This window comes from Flavobacterium psychrotolerans (assembly GCF_003097635.1).
GTDB classification, from domain to species: domain Bacteria; phylum Bacteroidota; class Bacteroidia; order Flavobacteriales; family Flavobacteriaceae; genus Flavobacterium; species Flavobacterium psychrotolerans.
Genome location: NZ_QCZI01000001.1, coordinates 1 through 26,534 on the forward strand (window position 1 = coordinate 1; position 26,534 = coordinate 26,534).

22 protein-coding genes are annotated in these 26,534 nt (G+C 34.8%); 7 read left to right on the forward strand and 15 right to left on the reverse strand.

Going from position 1 to position 26,534, the window contains the following annotated elements; genetic code table 11:
• Positions 1-202 precede the first annotated feature (202 nt).
• The 3 genes from DB895_RS14350 to DB895_RS00015 all read left to right on the forward strand — a co-directional run bounded on the left by DB895_RS14350 (position 203) and on the right by DB895_RS00015 (position 3,337).
• Complete coding sequence (locus DB895_RS14350) at positions 203-490, forward strand: hypothetical protein (protein WP_145958728.1); 288 nt, start codon at positions 203-205, stop codon at positions 488-490.
• Positions 491-617: 127 nt separating this feature from the next.
• The gene (locus DB895_RS14355; protein ID WP_116723297.1) at positions 618-1,268 is read left to right on the forward strand and encodes a TonB-dependent receptor domain-containing protein; all 651 of its coding nucleotides are present in this window, start codon (positions 618-620) and stop codon (positions 1,266-1,268) included.
• A gap of 47 nt (positions 1,269-1,315) precedes the next feature.
• Entirely contained in the window at positions 1,316-3,337 is a 2,022-nt protein-coding gene (locus tag DB895_RS00015) for a heavy metal translocating P-type ATPase (protein ID WP_116723298.1), read from the forward strand.
• 303 nt (positions 3,338-3,640) lie between these two features.
• Here the strand turns inward: DB895_RS00015 and DB895_RS00020 are convergent, their stop codons facing one another.
• The 4 genes from DB895_RS00020 to DB895_RS00035 all read right to left on the reverse strand — a co-directional run bounded on the left by DB895_RS00020 (position 3,641) and on the right by DB895_RS00035 (position 12,681).
• Positions 3,641-5,890 (reverse strand): M1 family metallopeptidase, encoded by a 2,250-nt coding sequence (locus tag DB895_RS00020; protein WP_116723299.1) that lies wholly within the window; start codon positions 5,888-5,890, stop codon positions 3,641-3,643.
• Between the two features lie 225 nt (positions 5,891-6,115).
• Positions 6,116-7,972, reverse strand: a complete 1,857-nt coding sequence (locus DB895_RS00025) for a S8 family serine peptidase (RefSeq protein WP_116723300.1) — start codon at positions 7,970-7,972, stop codon at positions 6,116-6,118.
• A gap of 261 nt (positions 7,973-8,233) precedes the next feature.
• The gene (locus DB895_RS00030) at positions 8,234-9,616 is read right to left on the reverse strand and encodes a RagB/SusD family nutrient uptake outer membrane protein (protein WP_116723301.1); all 1,383 of its coding nucleotides are present in this window, start codon (positions 9,614-9,616) and stop codon (positions 8,234-8,236) included.
• A gap of 5 nt (positions 9,617-9,621) precedes the next feature.
• Positions 9,622-12,681 carry a SusC/RagA family TonB-linked outer membrane protein gene (locus tag DB895_RS00035; RefSeq protein ID WP_116723302.1) on the reverse strand — a complete coding sequence of 1,020 codons (3,060 nt, stop codon included), beginning with the start codon at positions 12,679-12,681 and terminating at the stop codon, positions 9,622-9,624.
• A gap of 183 nt (positions 12,682-12,864) precedes the next feature.
• Between DB895_RS00035 and DB895_RS00040 the strand changes: the two genes are divergently transcribed.
• Entirely contained in the window at positions 12,865-13,485 is a 621-nt protein-coding gene (locus DB895_RS00040) for a ribonuclease HII (RefSeq protein ID WP_116723303.1), read from the forward strand.
• A 41-nt stretch (positions 13,486-13,526) separates the two neighbouring features.
• Here the strand turns inward: DB895_RS00040 and lipB are convergent, their stop codons facing one another.
• Both lipB and DB895_RS00050 read right to left on the reverse strand, forming a co-directional pair.
• Positions 13,527-14,231, reverse strand: a complete 705-nt coding sequence (gene lipB / locus DB895_RS00045) for a lipoyl(octanoyl) transferase LipB (protein ID WP_116723304.1) — start codon at positions 14,229-14,231, stop codon at positions 13,527-13,529.
• 16 nt (positions 14,232-14,247) lie between these two features.
• A complete protein-coding gene (locus DB895_RS00050; protein WP_116723305.1) occupies positions 14,248-14,988 on the reverse strand; it encodes a hypothetical protein in 741 nt (246 codons plus the stop codon).
• 226 nt (positions 14,989-15,214) lie between these two features.
• On the opposite strand from DB895_RS00050, the gene lysS reads away from it, so the two are divergent.
• The 3 genes from lysS to DB895_RS00065 all read left to right on the forward strand — a co-directional run bounded on the left by lysS (position 15,215) and on the right by DB895_RS00065 (position 17,613).
• On the forward strand, positions 15,215-16,924 hold the full coding sequence (gene lysS / locus DB895_RS00055) for a lysine--tRNA ligase (protein WP_116723306.1): 1,710 nt from the start codon (positions 15,215-15,217) through the stop codon (positions 16,922-16,924).
• Positions 16,925-17,020: 96 nt separating this feature from the next.
• Positions 17,021-17,251, forward strand: a complete 231-nt coding sequence (locus DB895_RS00060) for a DUF433 domain-containing protein (protein ID WP_116723307.1) — start codon at positions 17,021-17,023, stop codon at positions 17,249-17,251.
• Complete coding sequence (locus DB895_RS00065; protein ID WP_116723308.1) at positions 17,251-17,613, forward strand: DUF5615 family PIN-like protein; 363 nt, start codon at positions 17,251-17,253, stop codon at positions 17,611-17,613. Before DB895_RS00060 ends, DB895_RS00065 begins: the two co-directional genes overlap by 1 nt.
• 53 nt (positions 17,614-17,666) lie before the next feature.
• On the opposite strand, the gene DB895_RS00070 is transcribed toward DB895_RS00065, so the two are convergent.
• From DB895_RS00070 to DB895_RS00110, 9 genes are all read right to left on the reverse strand, one after another.
• Positions 17,667-19,682, reverse strand: coding sequence for a TonB-copper family protein (locus tag DB895_RS00070; RefSeq protein WP_243694599.1), 2,016 nt, complete (start codon positions 19,680-19,682; stop codon positions 17,667-17,669).
• Between the two features lie 89 nt (positions 19,683-19,771).
• Entirely contained in the window at positions 19,772-20,623 is an 852-nt protein-coding gene (locus DB895_RS00075) for a hypothetical protein (protein ID WP_116723309.1), read from the reverse strand.
• 54 nt (positions 20,624-20,677) lie between these two features.
• On the reverse strand, positions 20,678-21,484 hold the full coding sequence (locus DB895_RS00080; protein WP_116723310.1) for an MbnP family protein: 807 nt from the start codon (positions 21,482-21,484) through the stop codon (positions 20,678-20,680).
• Positions 21,485-21,586: 102 nt separating this feature from the next.
• Positions 21,587-21,961 carry a hypothetical protein gene (locus DB895_RS00085; protein WP_243694600.1) on the reverse strand — a complete coding sequence of 125 codons (375 nt, stop codon included), beginning with the start codon at positions 21,959-21,961 and terminating at the stop codon, positions 21,587-21,589.
• A gap of 43 nt (positions 21,962-22,004) precedes the next feature.
• On the reverse strand, positions 22,005-22,247 hold the full coding sequence (locus DB895_RS00090) for a cytochrome C oxidase subunit IV family protein (protein WP_116723311.1): 243 nt from the start codon (positions 22,245-22,247) through the stop codon (positions 22,005-22,007).
• A 2-nt stretch (positions 22,248-22,249) separates the two neighbouring features.
• On the reverse strand, positions 22,250-22,831 hold the full coding sequence (locus tag DB895_RS00095; RefSeq protein ID WP_116723312.1) for a cytochrome c oxidase subunit 3: 582 nt from the start codon (positions 22,829-22,831) through the stop codon (positions 22,250-22,252).
• 22 nt (positions 22,832-22,853) lie between these two features.
• Positions 22,854-23,819 carry a DUF438 domain-containing protein gene (locus DB895_RS00100; RefSeq protein ID WP_116723638.1) on the reverse strand — a complete coding sequence of 322 codons (966 nt, stop codon included), beginning with the start codon at positions 23,817-23,819 and terminating at the stop codon, positions 22,854-22,856.
• Between the two features lie 7 nt (positions 23,820-23,826).
• The gene (locus DB895_RS00105) at positions 23,827-25,602 is read right to left on the reverse strand and encodes a nitric oxide reductase activation protein NorD (RefSeq protein WP_116723313.1); all 1,776 of its coding nucleotides are present in this window, start codon (positions 25,600-25,602) and stop codon (positions 23,827-23,829) included.
• Between the two features lie 45 nt (positions 25,603-25,647).
• Positions 25,648-26,430 (reverse strand): CbbQ/NirQ/NorQ/GpvN family protein, encoded by a 783-nt coding sequence (locus tag DB895_RS00110; RefSeq protein ID WP_243694601.1) that lies wholly within the window; start codon positions 26,428-26,430, stop codon positions 25,648-25,650.
• Positions 26,431-26,534 lie beyond the last annotated feature (104 nt).

Sequence of the window (26,534 nt, forward strand, 5' to 3'; positions counted from 1 at the left end):
TTGCCGATAAGGGACTTGCACCCTCTAGATAAAATTCCTACTTTTGAGGAATTGGAAGTGCATGCAAGGCACACACACACGCTACAAGCAATTTGGGTATTAGGCTTAATTTGAAATTGGTTTTGTATTTGGAAGATTTGGCAAATCCGAAAACAGGGCTTAATTTAGTCCCAAACCCGCTGTAGTGCCAGAACGTCAGGCTGTGAAAAAACCTCTTTTCCCCATTAAAATCTTCAAATTATCCTACCCCAAAACTAAAATAGAAGCCTTTACCGATGGTACCTATCTTTGGAACAAAGAAAAATATACTGTAATTGCAGGTTTAAATTTATTATACGATAATTTCAAAGAGAAAGACATTTCAAATCTTGATTCAAAATCATTTACCACAGGTGCATACGTTCAGCATACTTGGGATGTTTCCGAAAATATAAAATTGGAAAACGGTTTGAGAATTGACAATGTAAATTATTCCAACCCAAACTTCTAAAATAATCAAACTTTCGTGTTGCCCAAAATTTCGGCATTATTCAAATTCAATAACAATTGGAGTTCTCGAATTGGTGGTGGATTAGGCTATAAAATTCCAACCATTTTTTACCGAACAAACTGAAATAATGCAATACCAAAAAGTATTGGCATTAAATAATGTTCAAGCCGAAAAAAGCATTGGAGAAACAGCCGATGTTAATTTCAAAACCACTATTATAGAACATTTATCAATCAGTTTAAACCAAATGTTTTTCCTAACCCAAATAAACAAACCGTTGGTTTTGCAAAACAACGGGACAAACTCCTTTTTCTTAAATGCTTCCGAACCAGTTGTGAGTAAAGGATTTGAAACTAATATCAAATTTATTTTCAAAGAAGATTTTAAATTCTTCATTGGTTATACTTTTACAGATGCCAAAGCAAAATATTTAACAGCAAATCAATTTTTACCTTTATTACCAAAAAATAAATTAAATTTAGCTTTGATTTACGAGAAAGAAAATAATTTTAAAATGGGTTTAGAAGGTTATTTTACCGACAGACAATTTCTTTACAACGGAAATCAGACACCTAGCTTTTGGGAATTTGGTTTTATGGCTGAAAAAACCTTGCGGAAAAATTACTCGCTTTTTATCAACTTCGAGAATTTTACAGACACACGCCAAAGCAATTACAAACCAGTTGTAAATGGCTCACATAGCAATCCAACTTTTGACGATATTTGGACACATACTGAAGGATTTACAATAAATGGAGGAATAAAATTAAAATACTAAAATACAATCCGCAAGACAATTGCCTTGCGGATTGTAAATATTCAAAAATGAAACACATACATAAATATGATGCAAACGGCAAACAGCTTTGTTGCACACTCGAAGAAAAAATAAATCGTGAAACCAATAAACAAACGGAATGCTGCACCACTCACAATGAACCCGAAAATCATCCTGAACATGACGGTCACGACCATTCAGGCACGGACCAAACCATCATTCAAATGTTCTTACCAGCAATAATTAGTTTTATAGTATTGCTTATAGCAATTGCATTCGATAATTATTTTCTTCAAACTTGGTTCACAAGTTGGATACGAATAATGTGGTATAGTCTAGCTTATTTACTTGTTGGATTTCCTGTACTCAAAGATGCTATTATATCTATAAAAAAAGGCGAAATATTTTCAGAATTTCTATTAATGAGTATTGCCACAATTGGAGCATTTAGTATTGGCGTATATCCCGAAGGTGTAGCCGTAATGTTGTTTTATTCCATTGGTGAAATATTTCAAACCTTGGCGGTACAAAGAGCAAAATCAAACATCAAATTATTGTTAGACCAACGACCAGATGAAGCTACCATTTTAAAAGAGAATGTTGCTATTTCTGAAAAGGCATCTGATATAACTATTGGAGAAATCATCCAATTAAAACCTGGAGAAAAATTAGCATTAGACGGAAAATTACTTTCTGACAATGCAACGTTTAACACAGCAGCATTAACAGGAGAAAGCAAACCTGAAAGCAAACTAAAAGGCGAAACTGTTTTGGCAGGAATGATAAACCTAAACACGATTGCTCAAGTTGAAGTTACAATGGCTTATACCGATAGTAAGCTATCTAAAATACTCGAAATGGTGCAGAAAGCAACTGCCAAAAAAGCCCCAACCGAATTATTTATCAGAAAATTTGCGAAAATTTATACACCAATAGTCGTCTTTTTGGCTATTGCCATTTGTATAGTACCAATACTTTTTGTCGAAAATTACGTCTTTAAAGATTGGTTATACCGAGCATTAGTATTCTTGGTTATTTCGTGTCCTTGCGCATTAGTAATTTCAATTCCATTAGGTTATTTTGGTGGAATCGGTGCAGCAAGTAAAAACGGAATTCTCTTCAAAGGTTACAGTTTTCTCGATATAATGGCATCCATTCAAGTAGTTGTGATGGACAAAACAGGTACACTGACCAAAGGTGTTTTCAAAGTTCAAAAAGTGGTTGCCATTGCTATTCCCGAAGCCGATTTAATAAAATATACAGCCGCACTCGAAACCAAATCTACTCATCCTGTTGGAACAGCTATTATAGAATATGCAAAAGGGGCAGGAAAAAATGTAAGCGTTACTGATGTTGAAGAAATTGCAGGTCACGGACTAAAAGGAAAAGTGGATGGCAAAGAAATAATAGCAGGGAATACCAAATTGATGGAAAAATTCAAAATCACGTATGACATTGAAATTGACAATACCCCATTTACAATAATCATCATTGCAATCAATAAAAAATACGCAGGTTACTTTATAATTGCTGACGAAATTAAAGAAGATGCAAAACAAGCTATTGAAAGTTTACACAAAATAAATATCAAAACCGTAATGCTTTCAGGTGACAAGCAAGCAGTTGTAAATGTCGTTGCCAAAGAACTCAAGATCGATTTAGCACACGGTGATTTATTACCCGAACATAAAGTAGAAAAAGTAGAAGAACTCAAAATACAAAACTTAAAAATTGCTTTCGTAGGCGATGGTGTAAACGATGCACCAGTAGTTGCCCTTGCCGATGCAGGAATTGCAATGGGAGGTTTAGGTAGCGATGCCACTATAGAAACTGCGGACATCATAATACAAAATGACCAACCATATAAAATATTTACAGCCATAAATATTGGAAAAAAAACAAAACAAATCGTTTGGCAAAATATCGGGATGGCATTCACAGTAAAAGCCTCTGTGCTTATTCTTGGTGCTGGTGGAATTGCCACAATGTGGGAAGCCGTTTTCGCTGATGTTGGTGTGGCATTATTGGCCATCTTAAACGCAATGAGAATTCAAAGAATGAAGTTTTAAAAAAATTAAATAGAATAAAAATATCAACCTAAGTACAACTAAATCCCTTTAAGCTTCACACTGGAAAAACCAAGCGGTTCTCATATATGACGGTTCATTGAGTTCCACATAAATTTCCAACATCAACTGACAGCCTTTCTTCTTAAGCCTTTGCAGGGCAATTGTAGTGGTGAGAATCAGACTTTACTCATGCTTTATTAAAATTTTGACTTTCGTGAATTAAATTCTCAATATTTCGCGAATGCATAATAACAAAAACGCCAGCAAAATAGCTGGCATTTTTATACAATTCAAAATTTTGTATTAATTCTTTGTAAATGGTATTTTTTGTCCATCAGTCAATAACATATCAAATCCTTTTTTACTTTCATTAAATTGAAATTTAAGTCCCGCTTGTTTGGATTCAAAAGTATCTTTACCAATTGGCATTACAATGAACTCTGGGTAACCGGTTATGGCAACACTTAGCAAACCATTGTTCTCTGTAAATATAATTTTTATAGGAACTTTAGCATTCGTAAATGTACCCAAATACTCATCCAGAATAAGGTCTTTTTCAATCAAATCTTTATCTGATGTCCAAGTGTTATTGCCTTCATTGCTGTCTGGAAATACGTGATCGGGATCTAGTGTAATGCTTTCGATTTCTTCGGAAGGATTAAATTTGAAAACCCATTCGTTATTTCGCTGCCATATTTCTACGGGCAATTTAACACGGGTGGTTTTTCCGCTTTTGGTTTTAACGTCCAAAATTACGGGCATCGGCATTTTTTCTAAGTTCTCAATCGTAATGAAAGTACCTAGTTTTGGGTCATTTTTCATATAGCGAACGGAATGAATTCCTTGATCCAAACGCCAATTATTGACAAACCAACTTCTCCAGAACCAGTTTAAATCCTCGCCCGAAACATTTTCTATTGTTCTGAAAAAATCATCCGGCGTGGGATGTTTGAAAGCCCAACGCGATATATACGTTTTAAATGCCAAATCAAATCGAGACTCTCCCAATATTTGTTCTCTTAACATAACTAAACCTGAAGAAGGTTTATTGTATGCTAAGATACCTAAATTAGCTTCCTTCAACCCGTCAGGAGCAGTCATGATGGGTTCTATATCCTGACTGGTAAATGCTTCGGCCATTTGGTGCATGTCCGTTACTGGAGTTTTATATTCCCCTTTATTAAAATCGACCGAACTCAATGAGTTGATGAAAGTGTTGAACCCTTCATCCTGCCAGGCAAATAAGCGCTCGTTGGAACCAACAATCATTGGAAACCAGCAATGTCCAAATTCATGATCAGTAACTCCCCATAGCTCTTCACCTTTAGATTCCCAACCACAAAAAACAATTCCCGGATATTCCATTCCGCCTTCATTACCCGCTACGTTTGTTGCCGCTGGATACGGATATTCAAACCATCGTTTGGAATAATTTTCTATGGATGCTTTAGTATATTCTGTAGATCTTCCCCAAGCCTTATCCCCTGCACTTTCGGATGGATAGGCAGAGATTGCCATTGCTGTTTTTCCGCTTGGCAAATTAATTCTGGCCGCGTCAACAATAAAGGCTGCTGATGATGCCCATGAAACATCTCGGGCGTTTTTAATTTTAAAGTGCCAGTTTAATGTTGGCTTTGCCGATGGTCTTGATGTAGGGTTTGTTACTTCTTCTGCTGAACGGATTATTATGGTTTTATCGCTTTTTGAAGCAGCAAGCCAACGTTTTTGTTGTTCCGCTGTATAGACCTCTGAAGGATTTAATAATTCGCCGGAACAAACCACGATATGATTAGACGGAGCGACAATATTGACATCAAAATCTCCATATTCCAAGTAAAACTCTCCCGCTCCTAAATAAGGAAGCGTATTCCATCCTTTAATGTCGTCATACACACACATTCTAGGGTACCATTGGGCAATGGTGAATATTTTTCCATCTTTAGTATCCAAAACACCTGTTCGATCCGAACCGTATTTTGGTGAAATATAAGTGAAATTAATTTTAATTTTAACAGTTCCTCCATTGGCATTTAGTTCCTGAGGAAGAGTGATTTGCATGCGCGTATCGGTTATAGAAAATGGCACGTCTACCTCTGCAATTTTCCCCTTATTGGTTGTGATAATTTTTACCGATTTAATGTCATGTCCCCCATTAAAGCTTTCCCCCTTTGCCCCGTTACGACTTCCGGAAACCGGAATTACTGCATTACCTCGGGAATCCGATTTGAATAAATTTTGATCTACATTCATCCATAAAAAAGATATTTTATCAGGACTATTGTTGGTATAGGTCAAAATTTCCGAACCCGTAATTTCACTGTTTTTATCATTCAGACTCGCCGTTAACTGATAATCGGCTCTGTTTTGCCAATATTTTGCTCCGGGCTGACCGCTTGCTGATCGGGTTTCCGTCCCGTTTTTTGTGTAAAAAAGAGGAGCGAAAGCATCATGATAATTGTAATTTGAAGCAGTCGTGCCTAGTTGTGCCGAAGCCATTGACATTTGAAAAAATAAAGTCAAACAGGATACGACTTTAAAATAATTAATTCTCATAAGTAGCTATTATTTGTTTTTATTGAAGTGAATTCTTTATTAGTACATCAATTGGATTAAAAGTTATACAAACTAAATACTTTATATTAAATTAAAAAAGAAAATCAATAATTTTACCAAAATATTAATCAATCATTCGCTAGAGTAATTATCTGTTTAGAAAAAAATCAAAAATATCTATTTAATTAAAATAAGTGAAACACGCTTGTTTTTGATTTGAAAAGCTTATTGTTTGATGAATTTTTTCAATATAAACTTCCCTTCATAAGAAAATTTAGCAAAATAGATCCCGTTTGCCAAATGGGAAACATTGATTGCATTTTCCTGTAGTTGCGAATTTGTATTCACGACTTTGCCTAAAACATCAAACACTGTAAGTGCAGAAATAGGAATATTTCTAGGAACTGAAAAATTTAAAATATTAGATACCGGGTTTGGATATAGAACGATATTATTATCAAAATCAAATTTATTGCTTGATAGAGTCAACCCTGAGGTACCGCTCGCAATCAACGAGTAGGACTGTAAATCCCCTTTTAAAGTCCCTTTATGTGTTACCTGAATAGTGTATGTTCCCGGTTGCGCATTATCAATTTGAACTTTTTCAATATTATCAACTTCATTATCCGAATCTCTTGTTGCGGCGGCTGATGGATCGTCTGGATTTAATTTCCAAGGATAGAAAACTTCGCCATCTTTGATAATTTTTAAATCTAAATTGTTGATTAATCGAGGAGATCGATCGTCTTCTACATCGGCAGAATTAGCTATTCCGGCAGGATCGGTCCAACAAATTGAGACGCTTAAATCCTGAACTGAATTAATATATATGTTTTTAGTAAAAACTTGATTCTTATTCAAAATATTTTCATCTAAAATAGTATTCCCATTTCTATTTGAAATTATTTCAGCTGCTTGCATTGTATTGGCAAGTCCCCATCCAAATTCATAGTCAGGTCCCATATTGTTACCAGCTTCTCGAGCTGAATGACATATCAAGCCTCTAATTGAAGATGAAAGCATGAATTTATTAGGGTTCAAATTATTATAATGTTTTTGCAACAACAATATCATACCTGTAATTGCTGGAGTTGCCATTGATGTTCCGTTTAAAGAACCATAAGAGCTATTATTTGAACTTATACATGAATAAACGTCAACTCCTTTTGCTGAAATATCTGGTTTTATTCTTCCATCATCTGTAGGTCCAAAATCACTAAATGAAGAGATTATTACATCGCCACTATCAATGTATAAGGGCAAATTTTGAACAGCGGCTACAGTAAGTACATTTTTTGAATTTGCATCTCCTGTCAATAAATCATATCCAAATTTATTATTTACTTGAGATAAAGAGGTATCTTCTCTATCGTTTCCAGCAGCTTTTACAATCTGATAATAAGGAAAAGTGAAAGCAATATCATCAGAAGCAACGGATGAATCATCATAACTACCAAATAACCAATTCGGTAAATTTGCGGGAGTATATCCATAAGAATGATTAGATACTAAGTAACCCTTATTTGCAAAAGATATCATTTCATCAGTATCGGAAGCATAATCATAACTTAAAACTGAGGCTTGGTAAGCAATTCCCCTGCTAGTTGGTTTAATTCCTTTACCAATAATTGTACCCGTAACGTGAGTAGAGTGTTCACTAAAAGTAGATGCAGCATCACTTAGTGTTACTCTACCGGTTAGTTCCTGATGGGTATTTTTGACTTTAGCCCCGTCCCAAACACCAGCTACCATCCCCAGACCTGTAACATTTAGTCCCAAAGAGCCTCCTGGGTATAATTCATTAGCTCCAATTGTAATTGAAGAGCCTAAATTATATTCTTTATAATATATAGGAATGTTATTGTAAATTCTTTTTAAAGAATTTTTTAATTTTCGCGCTGAACTATTTTTTATTAAAAACGATTCAATTAGAGCACTTTGTTTTATATTATCTTGATATCTGTTCTCTATTAAATCTAATAATTTATTTTTATCAACGGACTTAATAATTGAACTTCTTTCTGATACTGTTTGCGAGAACAAAAAAGAAGGGCATAATAAAAGTAAAAATATTTTTTTCATGATTTTTTATTGAATTATAGAAATTTAAGAACTAAATTTTCATATCTGAATTAATTTTACAGACAAAAGTAAATAAAGTTTAACAGCTGTCTATAAAGTTTTAATATATTTATTAGATTATCATATACATATTATGATTTTTTTATAAAATACAATATATTAAATACTTAAAATTTAATTTAAAAAAAAATAACGGAGTTAAAAAACTCCGTTATTTAATGATTTATAAAAATACTACTAAATCGTAATACAAAACATTTATCAATATCCTTTATTTTGTATACAACTAGTATTTGAATTAATCTCTTTAATTGGGATAGGGAACGCAAAATTGAAATTACCGAAATCTACCCCTCCATGAGTTTGTTTAATTGGATCCACTAATGGAATATTTCTACCCGTTCTTGCTAAATCGGTAAATCTAAATCCTTCAAAACAAAGTTCTTTTCTTCTTTCTAAAAGAATGTTATCTTCATTTACAACAGTATAAAGAGCAGCTGATCTATTACTTGGAATAGAATTTAACTGAGTTAAAGCTTCTGAATCAGAAGGATTTAATCTAAATAAAGCTTCGGCATAATTTAAAACAATTTCTTCATATCTTATAACTTTGATATTATCGGCAAAAGGGCTTCCGGAAGGATATTTCCCAATATTCCTTAATTTTCCACCAACAGAATTAATCATTGTAGATTTTCCTCTTACATCAGTTGTACTGAATTTGCTTTTTAAATCTAAAAGGACATTTATGTCCCCATAAGAATTTCCTCTATAAATATTGGCCAATCCGTCAATTCCATTACTATCATTAGATGTAGATTTTAATTCGAAAATTCTATTATTTGAAGTAGATGACAATCCAAATGAACTTGCATATGCCGTTGCTGAAACAATATTATAATTCCCTGCCATAACAGCTTCACATTCAGTTTTAGCTATTTCCCAATCTTTAAAGTATATAGCAACTCTTGATTTTATGGCGTGAGCAGCATAGGTTGTCATATAGACACCTTCATTATCATTTAAATCTTCAGACATATTTGCTATTGCAGCATCTAAGTCGGCATATATCTTTTGTTTGACGTCAGAAACAGTATTTCTAACTGGGAATACATTTGCCCCCTTATATTCTGTAATATAAGAAACACCTAATGACTCCATTCCTCCTTGACCAGTTATATTTTGTTGCCCAAAAAGTTTTAATAAGTCAAAATGACACAAAGCCCTAACTGCATATGCTTCTCCTTTAATATGCTTAATCTCTGTAGGATCACCTGTCACATCTGAATTAATCACGATGTTTGCATTTGAAATTGGTGTATAGATAGCCGAAAAAGTCCCTCCTGAATAACTATCGTTATCTGTCATACTCATAGCCCCAACAGTAACAAAACGGCCTGATCTGCCGCTCGAAAACGCATTATCACTTCTAACTTCATCATAAATAATGTAGTCCCTTCCATAATATTCCGTAGCTCTCATACTCTTATACATACCGTTAGCAACTAATCTTATGTCGCTAGAAGTTTTAATAGACTCTGGTGTAATCTCATTATCCAAAGTGGGCTCCAATAAGTCCTTAGAGCATGACTCTAAAATTAATACGGAAACAAAAAATATACTATAATATATAAACTTTTTCATAATTTTTAAAATTTAACGTTAACAGAAAATACAACAGATTTAACAGGAGGAGAAGTCAAACTAGTAAATCCAGTTGCATCAACTTCTGGGTCATATTTTAATCTGGAATCTTTTACCCAGGTTAACATATTTGTACCTCTTACAGAAAATGACAATCCATCTAACTTAAATTTTGATAATATATTTGATTTAAAGTTATAACCTACAGTTACATCTCTTAGCCTAACATAATCACCATCATATAGGAAACGGGTAGATGTTTTTGAGGCGTCACTTCCTGTAGCGGTTGCTTCAACTTTAGGAACGTCTGTGACATCTCCCGCATTTTGCCATCTATTTAACAAATCCTCAGTACCATTATAGGTACTTATAGATGAAAGTGATTCATTTGAAGTATAAGAAGCCCAATCTTGGAACACTTTATTACCCCCAGCAAAATAAAAACTAAAGTCAAAGAAAAAATCACTCAACTCTATGTGGGAATTAAAACCTCCTGAAAAAGTTGGAAGTGCATTTTTCCCTTGAAAAGCAACTTCTGCATCGTTATAAACTGAGGTTGTTGCGCCATCTTTTCCATTAATAAACCATAATGGATTTCCGTTAGCAGAATCTACACCAGCCCATTTTCTCATATACCATTCAAACGCAGGATGTCCCTCTTCATTTCTTCTTGTTCCAGTAGTAATAACATAAGGTGACCCGTCAGTTTGTCTTAACTCGGTAATTTCATTATCAACAGTTGAATAATTACCGCCTATAGACCAATTGAATTTGTCAGATTGTATTAAATCAAAATTTAAAGAAACCTCTATTCCTTTATTGTACATTTTACCTCCGTTAGTAGCATAACTATCAAATCCCTGTGTAGGTGAAAGAGGGAAATTTGGTTGCAGCATTTGAGAAGTAATTGATTTAAAATAAGCAACGGAACCGTTGATTCTACTTTTTAACAATTCAAATTCAACACCTACGTCAAATTTATTTGCCAATTCCCATTGTAATTTACCACCAAATGAAGATGGACTAATTGCCCCAGCAGAATTATATGAAGCAGCCCCTAAAGTTGATTGATATTGAACTCCGCCTGTTGCCGAGTTACCTGTAGTCCCATATGAACCTCTCATTCTTAATAAATTTATTGACTCTATGTTCGTCAAAAAGGATTCTTCATTTATATTCCACGCTGCTCCTACTGAATAAAAATTACCAGATCTTGTCTCTTTATTAAATCTAGAACTTGACTCATTTCTAAAAGACACATCTAATATATATTTATTTTTAAATTTATAGTTTACTAATCCTAAATACCCAAGATTCATTGCGTCCGTGAAGTACGAAGATGCTTGATAATTTGCGCTAGTTCCATTTATATACTGAAATTCAGGACGCACTAAATCCTCCCCATATCCATATAACCCTGTAAATTTAGTTTTGTCAAATTCCATTAAAATTTTTGCTTCAAATTTGTGGTCATCATTGATTCTAAAATTATAGTCAAAAGAGTTTTGAGAAACATATTTAAAAATTTTATCTATACTCTCCTGAATATAGCCATTGGTATCGGAACCATTTCCATGAATTGAATTCTGAAAGTTACGATATGAATTTATAGAATAATCAATACCAAGACTTGAAGTGAATTTCAAATTCTTCATGAATTCATAAGTAATGTTTGTATTATTTAAAATCCTTGTTAGATTATTATTTGTTATATCATGTTTTGACAAATAGATTGTATTATAAAGGGATGTTCCAGACATATCGGTATTTAAAGAACCATCAGTACCATAAGGAGAAACCCATGGGTTCATAAAATACTTTGTTAAGTTTGGATTTGCAAAAAAAGCAGACTGCTCTGGAATACCATTCTGATCTACATTAGAGACCGATAAATTATTAGTAAATTTTGCCTTATTTGTAAGCTGATTTGAATAATTCAAAGAGGCCGTAATTCTTTTGAAATTAGCACCTATTACAGTAGCTTCCGTCTTGTTATATCCAAGGGACATGTAAAAATTTTGCTTTTGATTTCCTCCTTGGGCACTGAAATCTAAACTATTAAGCAATGCTCCCTTATTTTTCATTAATTCTGGCCAATTATATTCTTTTGAACCTCCAGCAACCCAGTCAACAAGAGATGGGTCTATACTATTATCAACAATATATTGGTAAGATTGGTCTCTTGTGAAACTTGCTCCAAAATCACCAAAAGTATTGTAAACCCCTTCTTCTAACAACGTTTGCTTTTCCCTTCCATTTAATGGTCTTAACCCCTTAACCGCATTATTTTGAAAACCTACTGTAGATGTGGCTGAAAACTTAGTATCACCGCCTTTTCCTCTTTTTGTTGTCACCAATATAACTCCATTTGTACCTCTTGCTCCATATACAGAAGTTGCACTTGCATCCTTAAGAACGGTCATTGACTCAATATTGTCCGATGATAATGACGACAATATACTCAATGAAGAACTATCGCTATCACCTGAAACATCTCCGGAAGCGACAGGCATTCCGTCAATTACGTACAAGGGCTCATTACCCCCATATAGTGACTGAGCACCCCTTATTCTAATGTTTTGAACAGAACCAGGTGTTCCTGATGTAGCGGAAATGGTTAGTCCAGCAACCTTACCTTGCAAAGCTTGATCAATGCTCACCATTGGAACTTTATTAAGCTCATCACCTCCTATTTTCACATAGTTGCCCGTAATATCATTTTTCCTTTTGGATGAATTATATCCTAAAACGATAACTTCACCTAACTTCTCTCCTTCTTCAACTAATTTCACATTCATTTGATCAGAAGAACTCACAACAATAATTGACGGAGTCATCCCTATAAAAGAAAAAACTAAGGTTTCTCCTAATTTTACTTTAATAGAAAATCTACCTTCCAAATCCGTTTGTGTACTTCTTTTTGTACCTTTAACAACAACATTTGCACCAGGAAGTGTTCCTGATTTGTCTGAAACTACACCTGTAACAGTTTTCTCTTGAGCAAACGAAATCTGTATTGTTAATGCGATTATTAGCGTAATAATCCACTTGAATTTTAATCTCATATCATTTTTTTAAATTAATTAGCCTGCAAACTTCTTAAATTTATCTTAATTAAACTAATGTTATATGTTAATTATTCTTTCTAATTTTGTTAAATACCTAGATTAAGCACACCATACCTATCGTTATGCAAAAACATTATACCGAATTGAATGTAATTTTATATTTTTATCAAAATTAATGGAATGTTAAAACTAAAATTTTCAAGTTTAAGCTTAGAAGCAGGCACTGATGAAGCCGGTCGCGGTTGTTTGGCCGGTCCGGTTACTGCTGCAGCAGTTATTCTACCTGATGATTTCCTGAATACTTTGTTAAATGACTCCAAACAATTATCTGAAAAAGTTAGAGAAACGTTAAGACCTATAATAGAGACCCAAGCCGTTTCATTTGCCGTAACCCATCTTGACCATTCTGTTATAGATGACATCAATATCCTGAATGCGTCTATAAAAGCCATGCAGGAAAGCATTTTAAAACTGGAGCCAAAACCCGAATATATTATTGTGGATGGCAACCGTTTTAAACCCGTTTTAGACATTCCACACAGTTGCATCATAAAAGGAGATGCAAAATTCACGAGTATTGCCGCCGCTTCCGTACTGGCAAAAACCTATCGTGACGAATACATGAACCGCATTCACGAGGAATTTCCGATGTACAATTGGGAAAAAAACAAAGGTTATCCGACTAAAGAACACCGTGAAGCGATTAGGAAATATGGCATTACGAAATACCACCGAATGACATTCCGATTGTTGCCGGAATCCTCACCCCAGCCCTCTCCAAAGGAGAAGGAAAAGCAATGAAATTGGAGATTTAATTTCTTGCAGCAAAGTTTTTTAAGTTTTTAAGAAGTCACAAACTTTGCTGCAAACAAGTCTGCAAAATGCTTTAGGATTTTCTCTTTCACCTCTTGCTCATTCACTTTTTCCACACCAAGCTCTACGTTTAAAGAAGTAACGGCTTTTCCTCGAATACCACAAGGAATGATATTGTCAAAATAACCCAAATCGGCATTTACATTTAAAGCAAATCCATGCATGGTTACCCATCGGGAAGCCCGAACGCCCATCGCACAAATTTTTCTGGCAAATGGTGTCCCTACATCTAACCAAACTCCGGTTTCTCCTTCGCTTCGGCCGCAAGCAATTCCATATTCTTCGAGTGTAAGAATAATCACTTCTTCTAAGAAGCGTAAATATTTATGAATATCGGTAAAGAAATTTTCTAAGTCAACAATAGGATAGCCCACAATTTGTCCCGGTCCGTGATAAGTGATATCTCCACCTCGATTGATTTTATAGAACGTAGCACCTTTGGCTTCGAGTTGTTTTTCGGACAAAAGCAAGTTGGATAAATCTCCACTTTTCCCCAAAGTATAGACGTGCGGATGTTCTACTAAAAGAAAATAATTTGGTGTTGCCAGATTGGCATCCTCTCTCCTATTTCTGATTTTTATATCGACAACACCCTTGAATAATTCTTCCTGATATTCCCATGTTTCCTTGTAGCCTTTCAAACCTAAATCTTGAAGCTGGATATTTTTGTTCATTTGTCTTTTTCAAATATTAAAACTCAACTTCTAAATTCAATTTGTCTGGATTTTCCATATATACATTAAACGGATATTGAATTGTCACTGTTTTTCTGTCTTCGCTAAATGAGGCATTGGCATTTGAAACTTTTTTAACGGGTTTTGGGAAATGATATTTAAGGATGTAATTTGAAGCATCAAATACCATTTTGAAATTTTGGGTTGAATCCTTCAATACCTTGTTCGTTGGGATGAGAGTTGCCTTTCTAATGAATTTTTTACTATCATAAGAATAACTCAAAACAGAATTGTTGCTGCCAAAACCACTACTTGGAATGTATGAATTGGCTTCCGTTTTGCTTTTTATGGTGTTTTGAAAGCTATTGTAGGTGTTCATTGTTGCCATTATATCTTGAAGTTCTGCAACACTTTTAAAATCCGTATTCATAAAAAACAATAATTGATTTGCTACCAGATCCATTTTCATGCGCATGTTAAAATTTTCAAGTTTTTTCAAAACGTCTTGTTCTTTTTGTGAAAGTTTGGCAATACTATCTTTTCTCTCAATAAATATTTTTTTGAATGAAAAAATGGAATCTACGCTTTTCTCACCTTTTAAGGAATCTTTTGGCATCATGGCCATCAATCCCGAACCATCCATTTCGACGGAAAACTTCCCAGAGCCATTGTCATTGATGTAAATATTCTCCGTTAAGGTGCAACTGGTTAAACAATAACTGAAGCCGATAATGAATGCTAAAAATGTTTTTTTCATGTTCTTCCTTCTTTCTATTGCTTCAAAAGTACAAAAAAGTTTAAATACTAGCCCTGATAGCAGCGACATCCTGCGCTTTTTTTTGCGCAGATATAGTGAATAGCGGGACAAATGACAACAGAAAGACCCAAATTTCTGCTCCAAAAAAATCTAAAATCATTTTCAACTTTTCAAATTGCCACATTTTCAAATTTGCCTATCTTTGCGCTCTTAAAATCAGAATAAAATGGCATTATCCGAACAAGAAATACTACGTAGAGAAGCTCTCACCGAATTACGCAATTTAGGTATTGAACCTTATCCAGCAGCCGAATTTATCACAACCACTTATTCCAGCGAAATCCTAGCCGATTTCGAGAAGTACGAAGGAAAGGAAGTTGTTTTAGCAGGACGTTTGATGGGAAAGCGCATCATGGGAAAGGCATCATTTGCAGAATTGAAAGATGCTGAAGGACGAATTCAGATCTATGTTTCGAGAGATGACATTTCTGATGATGAGGAAAAAACAATGTACAATGTAGTTTTTAAAAAACTATTGGATATTGGCGATTTTATTGGGGTTCGCGGTACGGTTTTCAAAACTCAGGTGGGGGAAATCTCCGTTCATATTTATGGATTGACCGTTTTGGCAAAAGCCCTGAAACCACTTCCTGTTGTAAAAACGGATGCTGATGGAAAAACTCACGATGCTTTTTCTGATCCTGAACAAAGATACCGTCGTCGTTATGTGGATTTAACCGTAAACGACCACGTAAAAGAAACCTTTATCAAAAGAACAAAATTGTTTAATGCGATGCGTTCTTTCTTTAACGATAAAGGTTATTTAGAAGTAGAAACTCCTGTTTTACAACCAATTCCTGGTGGAGCTGCAGCGCGTCCTTTTATCACGCACCACAACTCTCTTGATATGCCTTTATACATGCGTATTGCAAATGAATTGTACTTAAAAAGATTGATTGTTGGTGGTTTTGACGGTGTGTATGAGTTTTCGAAAAACTTCCGTAACGAAGGAATGGACCGTACGCATAATCCTGAATTCACTGCCATGGAAATATATGTAGCCTACAAAGACTACAACTGGATGATGAAATTCACCGAAAACTTGTTGGAACATTGCGCAATTGGTGTAAACGGAACTAGCGAAGCCACTTTTGGAGAACATACCGTGAACTTCAAAGCACCTTATGCAAGAGTTACGATGACCGATTCTATTAAACATTTTACTGGTTTCGATATTTCTGGGAAAAACGAAGCCGAATTGTTTGAAGCTGCAAGAGGAATGGGAATTGACGTTGATAAAACTATGGGTAAAGGAAAATTGATTGATGAGATTTTTGGCGCGAAATGCGAAGGAAATTACATTCAGCCAACATTCATCACAGATTACCCAAAGGAAATGTCGCCTTTGTGCAAACAACACCGTGACAATCCGGAATTGACGGAACGTTTTGAATTGATGGTTTGCGGTAAAGAAGTTGCGAATGCTTATTCTGAATTAAATGACCCAATTGACCAAAGAGAGCGTTTTGAAGACCAAATGCGATTATCTGAAAAAGGAGATGATGAAGCTACCGGAATTATCGATGAAGATTTCCTTAGAGCTTTAGAATATGGAATGCCACCAACATCCGGACTAGGAATTGGAATGGATCGTTTAATGATGTTCTTGACTAATAATGCTTCTATTCAAGAAGTGTTACTCTTCCCACAAATGAGACCAGAGAAAAAACAGGTTCAAATTGAGTTGGAAGACGAAGAAAAATTAATCATCGACCTTTTGAAAATCAATAATGACAAAATGGATTTGGGATTATTAAAAGTAAAATCAGAATTGAGCGGCAAGAAATGGGATGCTGCCATGAAAGGCTTGGCGAAACATGGTTTGGTAAAAGTGATCTTAGTAGATGATCATAAAATTGTGGAATTGATTGGATAAGTTTTCATTCAATTGGTTAAAAATCAAAAATCTGCATCAAAGGCAGATTTTTTTTTTAAATTCATTTTCTCTATATTTGATTAAAAATTACAACCAATGGAAAATCTTATTTCAAGAATCACAATCAACCCAGAAATTTGTCATGGCAAACCAACGGTTAGAAATATGCGTTGGCCGGTAGAAGTTATACTAGATATGCTTGGCTCTGGTATGGAAATAAATGAAATTTTAGATGACCATCCTGAATTAGAAAAAGAAGATATTTTAGCCTCAATATATTATGCTAAATTATCTATTTCAGGCAACGTATTAAAAAAAGTAAGTTAATGAAATTTCTTTGTGATGTTCATATTTCAATTAAATTTGTCAAACACATAAACAATTCGGGTATAGAATGTGTACATATTAATACCATTCTTGACAAATGGTTCACAGCAGATTATACAATTGCTAAATTTTCGGATGTAAATAATTTCATTTTGATCACTAAAGATTTTGATTTCAAAAATTCATTTCTAGTTAATAAATCTCCAAAAAAATTGATTAAGATAAATTTAGGAAATATTTCAAATGAAAAACTAATCGAAATTTTTAGTCTTAATCTCGAAAAAATCAAATCAATAGATAAAGAACACAATAACTTCATGATCGAGATTGATAAAGAATACTTAAATTTATTGACATATTAATAAGGAGCTTCAATCGAAGCTCCTTACTTTTTTACGACTATAATTCAAAACTGTTAAAACCCAAAACTAACATTCAAAAAGAAGTTTCTTCCTTTTCGAGGAATGTTGTTCCAATCTGAAAAAGTAGAATAATAGGTGTCCAAAATATTCTCTACCCCCGCTCCGACATTCCATTTGCTTTTATCCCAACGGAACGAATAACTCGATGCGAAGTTCAAAATCGCATAATCCGGTGTTCTGTCTTCCCCATAAAATGGGCTGTATTGCGTTTGGGTTGCATTTCCATGAACGGCGATTTCATAGGAAAATTTGTTTCTCTTAAAAATAAAAGAAGAGGAATAACGCAACGGACTTATAAAGGGTAAATTCTTGTTTTCATGGTCTTTCCCGTAACTATAAACCAATTGTCCCGACCATTTAATTTCTGTATTCAATTGGTAATCCACATTCAAATCGGTGTTAAAAATGGTAGCATAATCCAATGCGGTATAGATTTTTATTCCGCTTGCGCCAATAGTCATTGGGATTAAAGTTGCATCCGGTTTCCCCACAATATAATCCGAAATATGAAAATAGGATGACGAAATTTTAGTGCTCATTTTTTTGTTTTTATATCCCAAAAAAGCATTGCCTTCCACAGATTTTTCGTTCTTTAATTCCGGATTCCCAATGTAATCGTATCGGTCAAAACTGTTAAACAAATAAAAACCGAATCCTTCAGATACCGATGGAGCACGCTCCCCATAACCCAATCCCAAACCATACTGAAAGCCGTTTAAATCGTAAGAGTAATTCGCAGTTATACTCTTTAGAATGCTACTTTTAGTGCCTTTCATATTCGGATAAAAAATCTGCAAACTTTCCAAACCCAGTTGGCTGGAAACTTTGTTAAAATGATGGGCAATGCTTGTCGAAAACTTCAAACTAGAATGACAATTCAAGACTATATTATCCTCCAGAAACAGGGCATTATAAAGCGTTCGCACATCCGGCCAAGTGAACATGAACATCAAACTTTCGTTTGGATCACTTGGAAACATGGTCATTTCGGCAACGGAACGGTTGTAGAACGAATTCAAGTCGGCCAAAAAATGATGATTTTTAAAAACTCCCTTTATTTTTGAATAATACCCATAAGTATCGCTCCAACCCGGCATATCCATGTGAATGGGGACAAAAGGACGTTTGGTATCGTCCATCCTATGCGTGACAGTATTGTAATATATTTTGGTTTCCCAATTGGTTAACGTGAGCTCCGAAGTAATTTTTTCTGCTTTCGGAACAAATTCGAACTTCAGCGAAGTAATTAAAGCTTCTGCCAAAGAAACATCCATTGGAAGTGCCGGATAACCCACATTAGTCGCCTTATCGAAGATGACCGAAGCTTCCACCAGTTTGTTTTTATCGAAAGAAAAACCAGAGGTTCCTGAAACATTGAATTTCTTGAACTGGGAAAACAAAACTTCTTGATTGTTTCCTGCAGTATAATTATCGGCATCCCGAAACATCAAATCAGTATCGACATAAAATGAACTTTCCGCATAATTCAAGGCAGTCCCAATAATTTTTTGGTTGCTGTTGGTTTCAAAACCAGAATTTATGGAAGTATCCCAACCAGAATTTAGAAATCCGCTTCGATTTCTTTTTAAATCAATCGATCCTCCAATAGTCGCTCCATGACAGCCCCCTTGCTGGCCTGAAGTAACGGTAGCTTCTGACAAATTAGAAACCTCAACATAAGATGTGATGGGATCCATTTTGTCGGTGCAAGCCCCAAAAACACGCATTCCGTCAATAGTTATCAACGTTCTTTCGGTAGCCATACTGTTAATGATGGGCTCCCAGGCATAACCACCCCTTTTAATCATTTCGACTTTTCCGGACTTTTGTAAATAATCATCTATTGTAGCCAATGATTTGGATTGCTTTTGATACAATTGCGCTTTATTGCCAATTACGATAACTTCTTGAAGTGTTTTTGGCACGAGGGAATCTTTGGTTTGTTCTTGTGCAAAAAGAGGGATTGAAATAAAAAACAACATTAGAAACGCTTGTAATTTTATTTTCATAGTAGATAAAATTATAAAAAAGGCCAACAGAACAATTACCAATGCATTTGATTTCTTTGGCCTCTTTTAATTAAGAAAAGGAAACAGAATTAAAACTCTATCTCAAAATAAATGCTGCTTGCCGGAACTAAATCCGTGATGGCTTCCCCTTTCAAAACGACATCGGAAGTATTTAAAAGCTGCAGGTTAATTTTCCATAAACCAGTCATGGTTAATGAAAATTTTCCATGGTATAATTTATCAGAAGTAGATTGCGTTAAATCAACATTGTTGGGTGAACCATGATTTCCCATACTTGGCATTCTGGGATCAATTTTAACTTTGAAATTATCAACGATAGGAAATGACATCATCGATTCCATTTTATAAACACCAACGGTTATATCATTCAAAGCCACTTTGGGATGATGCGGTTCGGCAAAAGCCAAAATGTATTTTACGTTATCGGAACCCGTAAAAGTAGTCACTCTTTGTTTGACCGAAGCTGGAACATCAATTACTGAAGTTGCCGTGTAAGCAGTCCCGTTAATGGTGTAATCTACTTTTAAATCCCAATATTCGGTAGCGTTTTGTGCCATTTGAAAAACAATATTTCCTTCATATAACGTTCCCTCAGTAGTTGTTTTCTCTACTTCCGATTTTGGACAAGAATGTGTCATCGTCATCATGTGCATCATTGGTACCCAGCTAATGGTGGCATTTTTTACATATTGACCACTTGCATTGTCTTTTATTCTTAAACTGATTTCATTATATCCTTGTTCTAAAGCTCCAGCATGAGTATATAATTCAATAGTATGTGAAGTATTTGTTATTTCTTTAAATTTTGTCAGTCCATCTAATTCATTAATGGTTGGGGTCGTATCCTTATTATCGGAACAAGAAAATAATGCAAATGCTATCGCCACTACAGCTAGTATATTTTTTAGTTGAAATTTCATTTTGATTTTTTTTAAAGTTTATACGCTTTTTTTAACGCTCTTCTTTTTAACTCTTTAATTGGGGTCGTTATGAACATGTTCTACAGAAAACATTGAAGATAGATTTTCCGTCATAAGAAGTAAATCTGCACCATCCATAATCATTACCATTCCCATATGATTCCTAGAAGTAAGATCGATTTTGTTCGTTCCATCAATAATTTGAGACAAATCGGTACTCATGTGAATTTGAGGTGTACTATTATTTCTGACCAAAGCATTGGTTGTCAAGCCTAACGAAACTTCGGTATAGTTATAATCAGCTCCTGATTTCCCATTTTGGATCATAAAAGATGCGTCCGAAGTAACTGTTGGAGAAGTGAATGTACCTACAAAATCAATACATTTATATCCACCTGACCAACTTCCTGTCATAGTCATTCCTCCGGCTTGGGCCTGTGTCCAAAGATTCCCTTGGTTAGATTCGCCAAGGTCATATTGCGACTTGTCAACTCCAATCCCGATGGTCATTTTTTTATAATCCCCAATTGGGACATTGCTAAGGGCTATTTGCAAACTTGCTGGTTTTGATTCATCCACAATAAAATAACTTTGGTTTTTTGGGTAAGTAAATGTTGACCCATCCGCTTTTGTTAAAATAACAGTGCTGATAACAAATTTGATTTTACTGATTTTTAAAACCTCGTTGTTTGAAGTGGCAACTGTTGGACTTCCTAAAACAAGACCATTTTCGGCAAATCCATTTTCAAATTGAATTTTTAAACTCCCCTTTTCTGAAACTTCATCTTTATCTTTCGTACAAGAAACAAGAACTATTGTAACTATTAATACTGCTACTATCTTTTTAAATGTATTTTTCATTTATTATATTCTTAAAAGTTATTTTTAAATTGTATGTGCAAATTGAAATCATCAAAAGACTTTTGTCCGATGATAACAATGCAAATTATAATTCGATAAAATTTATGATATAATTGTAGGTGGATGAAATATAGTGTAACTATTCAGGTGAGAATATAAGTTAGAATAGCTGGCGTTTATTTTTGCTGAATTTTGAAAATAAAGAGCCCTGATTTGAAATGATTTAACATTTTGAAAAAAAAGTACTTCATTTTCTTGGGATGCCGATTTTTTATCAGATGAAATTGGCTTTTCGTTTTCAGAAGCTTTCGCCAATTCTTTCATTAAATGGCATTTCCCATTACAATGCATTGTTGGTTTGTCTTGATTTTCACAAAGTACTTTTGAAATATAATCATAATTAACAGCATATTCCAAAACCGGAATTATTGGTTTCAGAAGCATCAATAACGCTAATATGAATATGCTAATTTTCATTTTGCAAATGTAACCTTTTTTGGTGTGAAAAATCTAAAACAACCTAACCGACGAACACAATTAATAGAATGATCAATGCTAAGGCAATACTCAGACTGGTTTTCCAAAATGGATTTGCCTTTTTTAATTCCATAAACTGGAAGGCAACCATTAAAAATTTAATTGCAGAAATTCCCATAATTAGAAAAAAAGTAATTTCAGAAATTGCATTTGAAGCAGAAATTAAAGCTGTTGTCCAAGTCAGTAAAATCAATGTTCCATAGGTTATAACTAACGATTTTTTCATAATTATAGGATTAAATAGAGAACAGGAAATAATAAAAGCCATATCAAATCGCACATGTGCCAAAAAGCGGCGCAAGCCTCAACGTCTTCTATGCTGGTATCCGAAATTTTTCTCATCATTCCATAATTGGTCCAGACTAAGATTACCAGTCCCATGATGACGTGAATAAGGTGAAAAGCGGTCAGCAACCAATAAAAAGCAAAAAAAACGTTGGTTTCCGGTGTCAAACCCGCTTCCAGTTTTTGATAGTATTCCACACTTTTCAGGATTAAAAACAACAATCCGCCAAGCATGGCCAATTTAAAATACAGCGAAGATTTATTTCGATTATTCTCTTTAAATTCAAGTACGGCATTGGCCATAAAAAAACCGCTTGTCAACAAGAAAACAGTATTTACTGCCCCAAAAGTGGTATTGAGATGCAAACGCGAGTGATGAAATAATTCTGGCTGTTCGCTTGCGTAAAAAGAGAATGCCACGAGCGCCATTCCAAAAGTGATCAATTCCAAGAAAATAATAATCCACATCAAGATGCCTCCCGGAGGATAATAAATATTTTTGTAATCGATTTTAAGAGTAGTCATAATTTTATGTTTTAGTTACAATCTAATCCCAGTCCAATAAGCGTTTTTCGCCTTCAATTTTCTTGATATCGGTGATGTCCTGAGACATTTCTATCACTCCTTTATACTTCAAATCAACATCCCTAACGGCAAAATAGCGGATGTAAATGAGTCGCTCTTTGTAGTTAATCCAAAAGGAAGATTCATTCTTGGTTCCTTTTCTAAATTCTTCTAAAATCTTTAGAACAGTACCTACACTTTTGGGCGGATGACAAAATTTAACTTCTCGGCCTATGATTCCGGAGCTTCTTGGAAACACGCGTTCTTCTCCGCGATTATAGAAAATAACTTTATCATTTTCATCGACATAAGTCAAATCCAAAGGCATGGTTTTAAAAAGCAAATTTACCTGCTCCACAGTCATATATCCTTCGTCATAATGCGAAGTGTTTTCGAGCGAAAACGTCATTTCTCTTTTGGTAAAATCCTCACTTGGATGGATGTATTCTAGATTTGGAAAAGGAATGGGAAATTCTGGAAGCATCCAGCCAATTTCTTCTTCTCCAATGCGCATAATAATCCAATCCTTTTCGTCTAACAAATCCAAGGCATTCGGAAACAATACGGTTTCTTCCACTTGCATCAATCGATAAATTCCATCAACTAAAAAAGGAGTATTAACGTTAATTTTTTTCGGGTTATTTGTTTTAAGATAATACTGAATCAAACGAAATTGTTCTCTTAAATTATCGTGAAACGACCACATTCCTTGTGAAGGACCATTCCAGCCTTTTTTTTCCAAAAATGGAAAAAGTTGATTTTCTTTTCTAGCAAATCGCTTTTCTATGGTTTGAAGTTGATTGAAAATATTTGTATATTTCTGTAATTCAGCTTCGGCATCCGCGGCTGATAATTCTTCACAAAGACCAATAATAATTTCTCTCTCTTGGTAATAAATACTCACCGGATGTCCTTCTGGGAGCGTTGCTATATCTATGTTATTATTCATTATGTATTTATTTTTGATGTTTAATTTTCTCATACAATTTCACTAACGACTGCAACAATTCTACCGGAGTCGTTAAAATTTGATAGTGGTTTTGCCCGAACATTTGTGGCAAATAGTATTTTGCTTCTGCTTCAATGGCCAAGGCATACGAATTAATATTTCTTCCGTTGAGTTCCCGAAGCGCTTGCTTCACGTCGTTAATTCCGTATTTGCCTTCGTATTTATCGTAATCGTTGGGCTTGCCGTCAGAAATCACAATCACCCATTTGTTTTTGGTATTTCTCTTATCCAATCGGGCACCGGCATGGCGCAAAGCTGCTCCAATTCGAGTATAGCCATTCGGTTCAATCGCTCCAATTTTCTGCTTGGCGGTATTCCAATTTTCGTCAAAATCCTTCACCGTCAAATAGGTCGAAAAGTTGCGCGTCTTCGAATAAAAACTGTCAATTGAAAAATCAATATTGAATTCGTTCAAGATTTCCCCAAAAAGAATGGAAACCTCTTTCTCTACATCAATTACCCTGTTTCCTGCTGCATAACCGTCACTGGAAAGACTTATGTCCAAAAGGATTAAAATGGATAAATCCTTGTCTTTTTTCCGGTTAGAAATGTATATTTTATCTGATGGTGTTCTTTGCGAATGCACGTCAACATACAAGTCGGTAATAGCATCGATATCAAATTCATCACCTTGAGTTTGGCGTTTTTGCTGGTGCATTTTGTTGTTCACGTTAGTCAACATTTTGCGCAAGCCCATAAGTGTCGAAGCGTTTTTTGTAATGGTGTTTTTGTAATAATTGGGATCCGTTTTTTGTTGTGATTTGGGATATACTTTGCAGAAATTCTCTTTGTAAGTGCGTTTGCTGTAATCCCATTCGTTATAGGTCAAATGAAAACCTTTGGCATCAACCTCCGCACTTTCGGAGATAGAAGTGTTCTCTATAAAATCTGCCTGATAAACAGAATGCGCTGTGTCATCAACACGAACTGTAAATTTCATATTCAACTCTTCCAAAGCTTCCTGATGATCATGTAGTTCGTCGGAACCATCAAAATCTCGCCAAGTTCCATTGAACTCTTCAGCAGTTTCTACCTTCTCGAAATTGTGCAACAAAACATAATCTTCCTGTTGTTTTTTATCGACTTCAATCGTGATTACTTCTTCTACTGCTTTCGCTTTTAGCGTGGTTAAAGCTTGGTTTTCATTGGCTTTTTTAGTTTTCTCTGAGAAATTTTCTAGAACCGAATCCGTTTTTTGTTCCGTTTCATTCCGCATCCATTTTCCGTATATCCAGGAAAAATCGGGGACTTCTTTCGCATTCGATTTTTGTTCAAAATGCCGTTTTACCTTGTCATAGATTTCTTCGGCAACTGTAAATTCTTCAAATAACACATCTAGAATTTCTTCGGAGGTTTCCAATGCTTTTTGTTGCGAAAGTGCCAATGATTGTTCTTTTTCGGAGGATTTCCAATTCAAATCCAAACGCTGTTGCAGGCTGAGATATAAAATTCTGAAAAGGTAAAAATTGCTATTTTCCTCGACAGTTGAAAATTCAGCAAACGAAATAGGCAGGAAAAAATTATTATTTTTATACCCTCCCTCTCGTTCGGCAGGGAAAATTTCGATTGGTTTTCCAGTCAAAGCACGAGCCAAAATAGTCAGTCTCGGTTTTATTTCGCTGAGCGTAACCGTTCTGGCAAGGATCTCAGGATTTACTTTTTTACTTTTTTTTAAGTGTTTAAAGAATTTCCCGACTAAATATTCATCTATTTCGAAACCCATTTTTTATTATTTGTATGTAGGGACAAATCTCGAGTTGTTCCTACATTATATCATCAAATTACACAAATCTTTTAGTGCTTCTACCGTTTGCAAATCATCCGTTAAAGGTTCCACCACAGCTACATGAACAGCTAATCTTTTCGGTAATCCACTGTGAATGATTTTTGCGGCATCTACCAACAATCGCGTAGAAACCGTTTCAGTCAATCCTAATTCTGTCAAGTTTCTAATTTTGTTCCCAATGGCGACTAATTTTTTGGCCGTGTCATGGTCAATTTGAGTTTCATTAACCAAAATTTCTGTTTCAATTTTAGCTTCTGGATATTCGAATGAAACTGCAATAAAACGTTGACGAGTAGATGGTTTAAGTTCTTTAAACCCTCTTTGATAGCCGGGATTAAACGACGCAACTAACATAAAATCGTTATGTGCTTTTACGGTCTCTCCTAGTTTATCTATAAACAATTCGCGCCGGTGATCAGTCAGGGAATGAATGGCCACAATTACATCAGGTCGGGCTTCGGCAACTTCATCCAGATAAATAATTGCTCCTTCTTTTACGGCAGTGGTCAATGGTCCGTCGATCCAAATGGTCTCGGCTCCTTTAATTATAAATCGGCCAATCAAATCTGTAGAAGAAGTTTCTTCATGACAGCTAATAGTGATGATTTTTTTATCTAATTGATGGGCCATATATTCCACAAAACGGGATTTTCCTGTCCCAGTCGGGCCTTTTAACAAAAAAGGGATTTTATTTTTATAAGCATGTTCAAAGACTTCTTTTTCTTTGCCTACGGCATGGTAATAAGGTATTTCTTGTAACATCATTTTTTTTTATTAAAAAAGCCAGAACACTTTAACCTTTACTTTTTTGGGGGAAATTCTAAAAAATTATCGTTAAAGTGTTCCAGCAATAAATATGTTCAATTATT

What these genes read in the sequence shown, in the direction of transcription:
- DB895_RS14355 (WP_116723297.1), top strand. Translation starts at nt 618, where the DNA reads ATGCAATACCAAAAAGTATTGGCATTAAATAATGTTCAAGCCGAAAAA.
- DB895_RS00015 (WP_116723298.1), top strand. Translation starts at nt 1,316, where the DNA reads ATGAAACACATACATAAATATGATGCAAACGGCAAACAGCTTTGTTGC.
- DB895_RS00020 (WP_116723299.1), bottom strand. Translation starts at nt 5,890, where the DNA reads ATGAGAATTAATTATTTTAAAGTCGTATCCTGTTTGACTTTATTTTTT.
- DB895_RS00025 (WP_116723300.1), bottom strand. Translation starts at nt 7,972, where the DNA reads ATGAAAAAAATATTTTTACTTTTATTATGCCCTTCTTTTTTGTTCTCG.
- DB895_RS00030 (WP_116723301.1), bottom strand. Translation starts at nt 9,616, where the DNA reads ATGAAAAAGTTTATATATTATAGTATATTTTTTGTTTCCGTATTAATT.
- DB895_RS00035 (WP_116723302.1), bottom strand. Translation starts at nt 12,681, where the DNA reads ATGAGATTAAAATTCAAGTGGATTATTACGCTAATAATCGCATTAACA.
- DB895_RS00040 (WP_116723303.1), top strand. Translation starts at nt 12,865, where the DNA reads ATGTTAAAACTAAAATTTTCAAGTTTAAGCTTAGAAGCAGGCACTGAT.
- lipB (WP_116723304.1), bottom strand. Translation starts at nt 14,231, where the DNA reads ATGAACAAAAATATCCAGCTTCAAGATTTAGGTTTGAAAGGCTACAAG.
- DB895_RS00050 (WP_116723305.1), bottom strand. Translation starts at nt 14,988, where the DNA reads ATGAAAAAAACATTTTTAGCATTCATTATCGGCTTCAGTTATTGTTTA.
- lysS (WP_116723306.1), top strand. Translation starts at nt 15,215, where the DNA reads ATGGCATTATCCGAACAAGAAATACTACGTAGAGAAGCTCTCACCGAA.
- DB895_RS00060 (WP_116723307.1), top strand. Translation starts at nt 17,021, where the DNA reads ATGGAAAATCTTATTTCAAGAATCACAATCAACCCAGAAATTTGTCAT.
- DB895_RS00065 (WP_116723308.1), top strand. Translation starts at nt 17,251, where the DNA reads ATGAAATTTCTTTGTGATGTTCATATTTCAATTAAATTTGTCAAACAC.
- DB895_RS00070 (WP_243694599.1), bottom strand. Translation starts at nt 19,682, where the DNA reads ATGAAAATAAAATTACAAGCGTTTCTAATGTTGTTTTTTATTTCAATC.
- DB895_RS00075 (WP_116723309.1), bottom strand. Translation starts at nt 20,623, where the DNA reads ATGAAATTTCAACTAAAAAATATACTAGCTGTAGTGGCGATAGCATTT.
- DB895_RS00080 (WP_116723310.1), bottom strand. Translation starts at nt 21,484, where the DNA reads ATGAAAAATACATTTAAAAAGATAGTAGCAGTATTAATAGTTACAATA.
- DB895_RS00085 (WP_243694600.1), bottom strand. Translation starts at nt 21,961, where the DNA reads ATGAAAATTAGCATATTCATATTAGCGTTATTGATGCTTCTGAAACCA.
- DB895_RS00090 (WP_116723311.1), bottom strand. Translation starts at nt 22,247, where the DNA reads ATGAAAAAATCGTTAGTTATAACCTATGGAACATTGATTTTACTGACT.
- DB895_RS00095 (WP_116723312.1), bottom strand. Translation starts at nt 22,831, where the DNA reads ATGACTACTCTTAAAATCGATTACAAAAATATTTATTATCCTCCGGGA.
- DB895_RS00100 (WP_116723638.1), bottom strand. Translation starts at nt 23,819, where the DNA reads ATGAATAATAACATAGATATAGCAACGCTCCCAGAAGGACATCCGGTG.
- DB895_RS00105 (WP_116723313.1), bottom strand. Translation starts at nt 25,602, where the DNA reads ATGGGTTTCGAAATAGATGAATATTTAGTCGGGAAATTCTTTAAACAC.
- DB895_RS00110 (WP_243694601.1), bottom strand. Translation starts at nt 26,430, where the DNA reads ATGATGTTACAAGAAATACCTTATTACCATGCCGTAGGCAAAGAAAAA.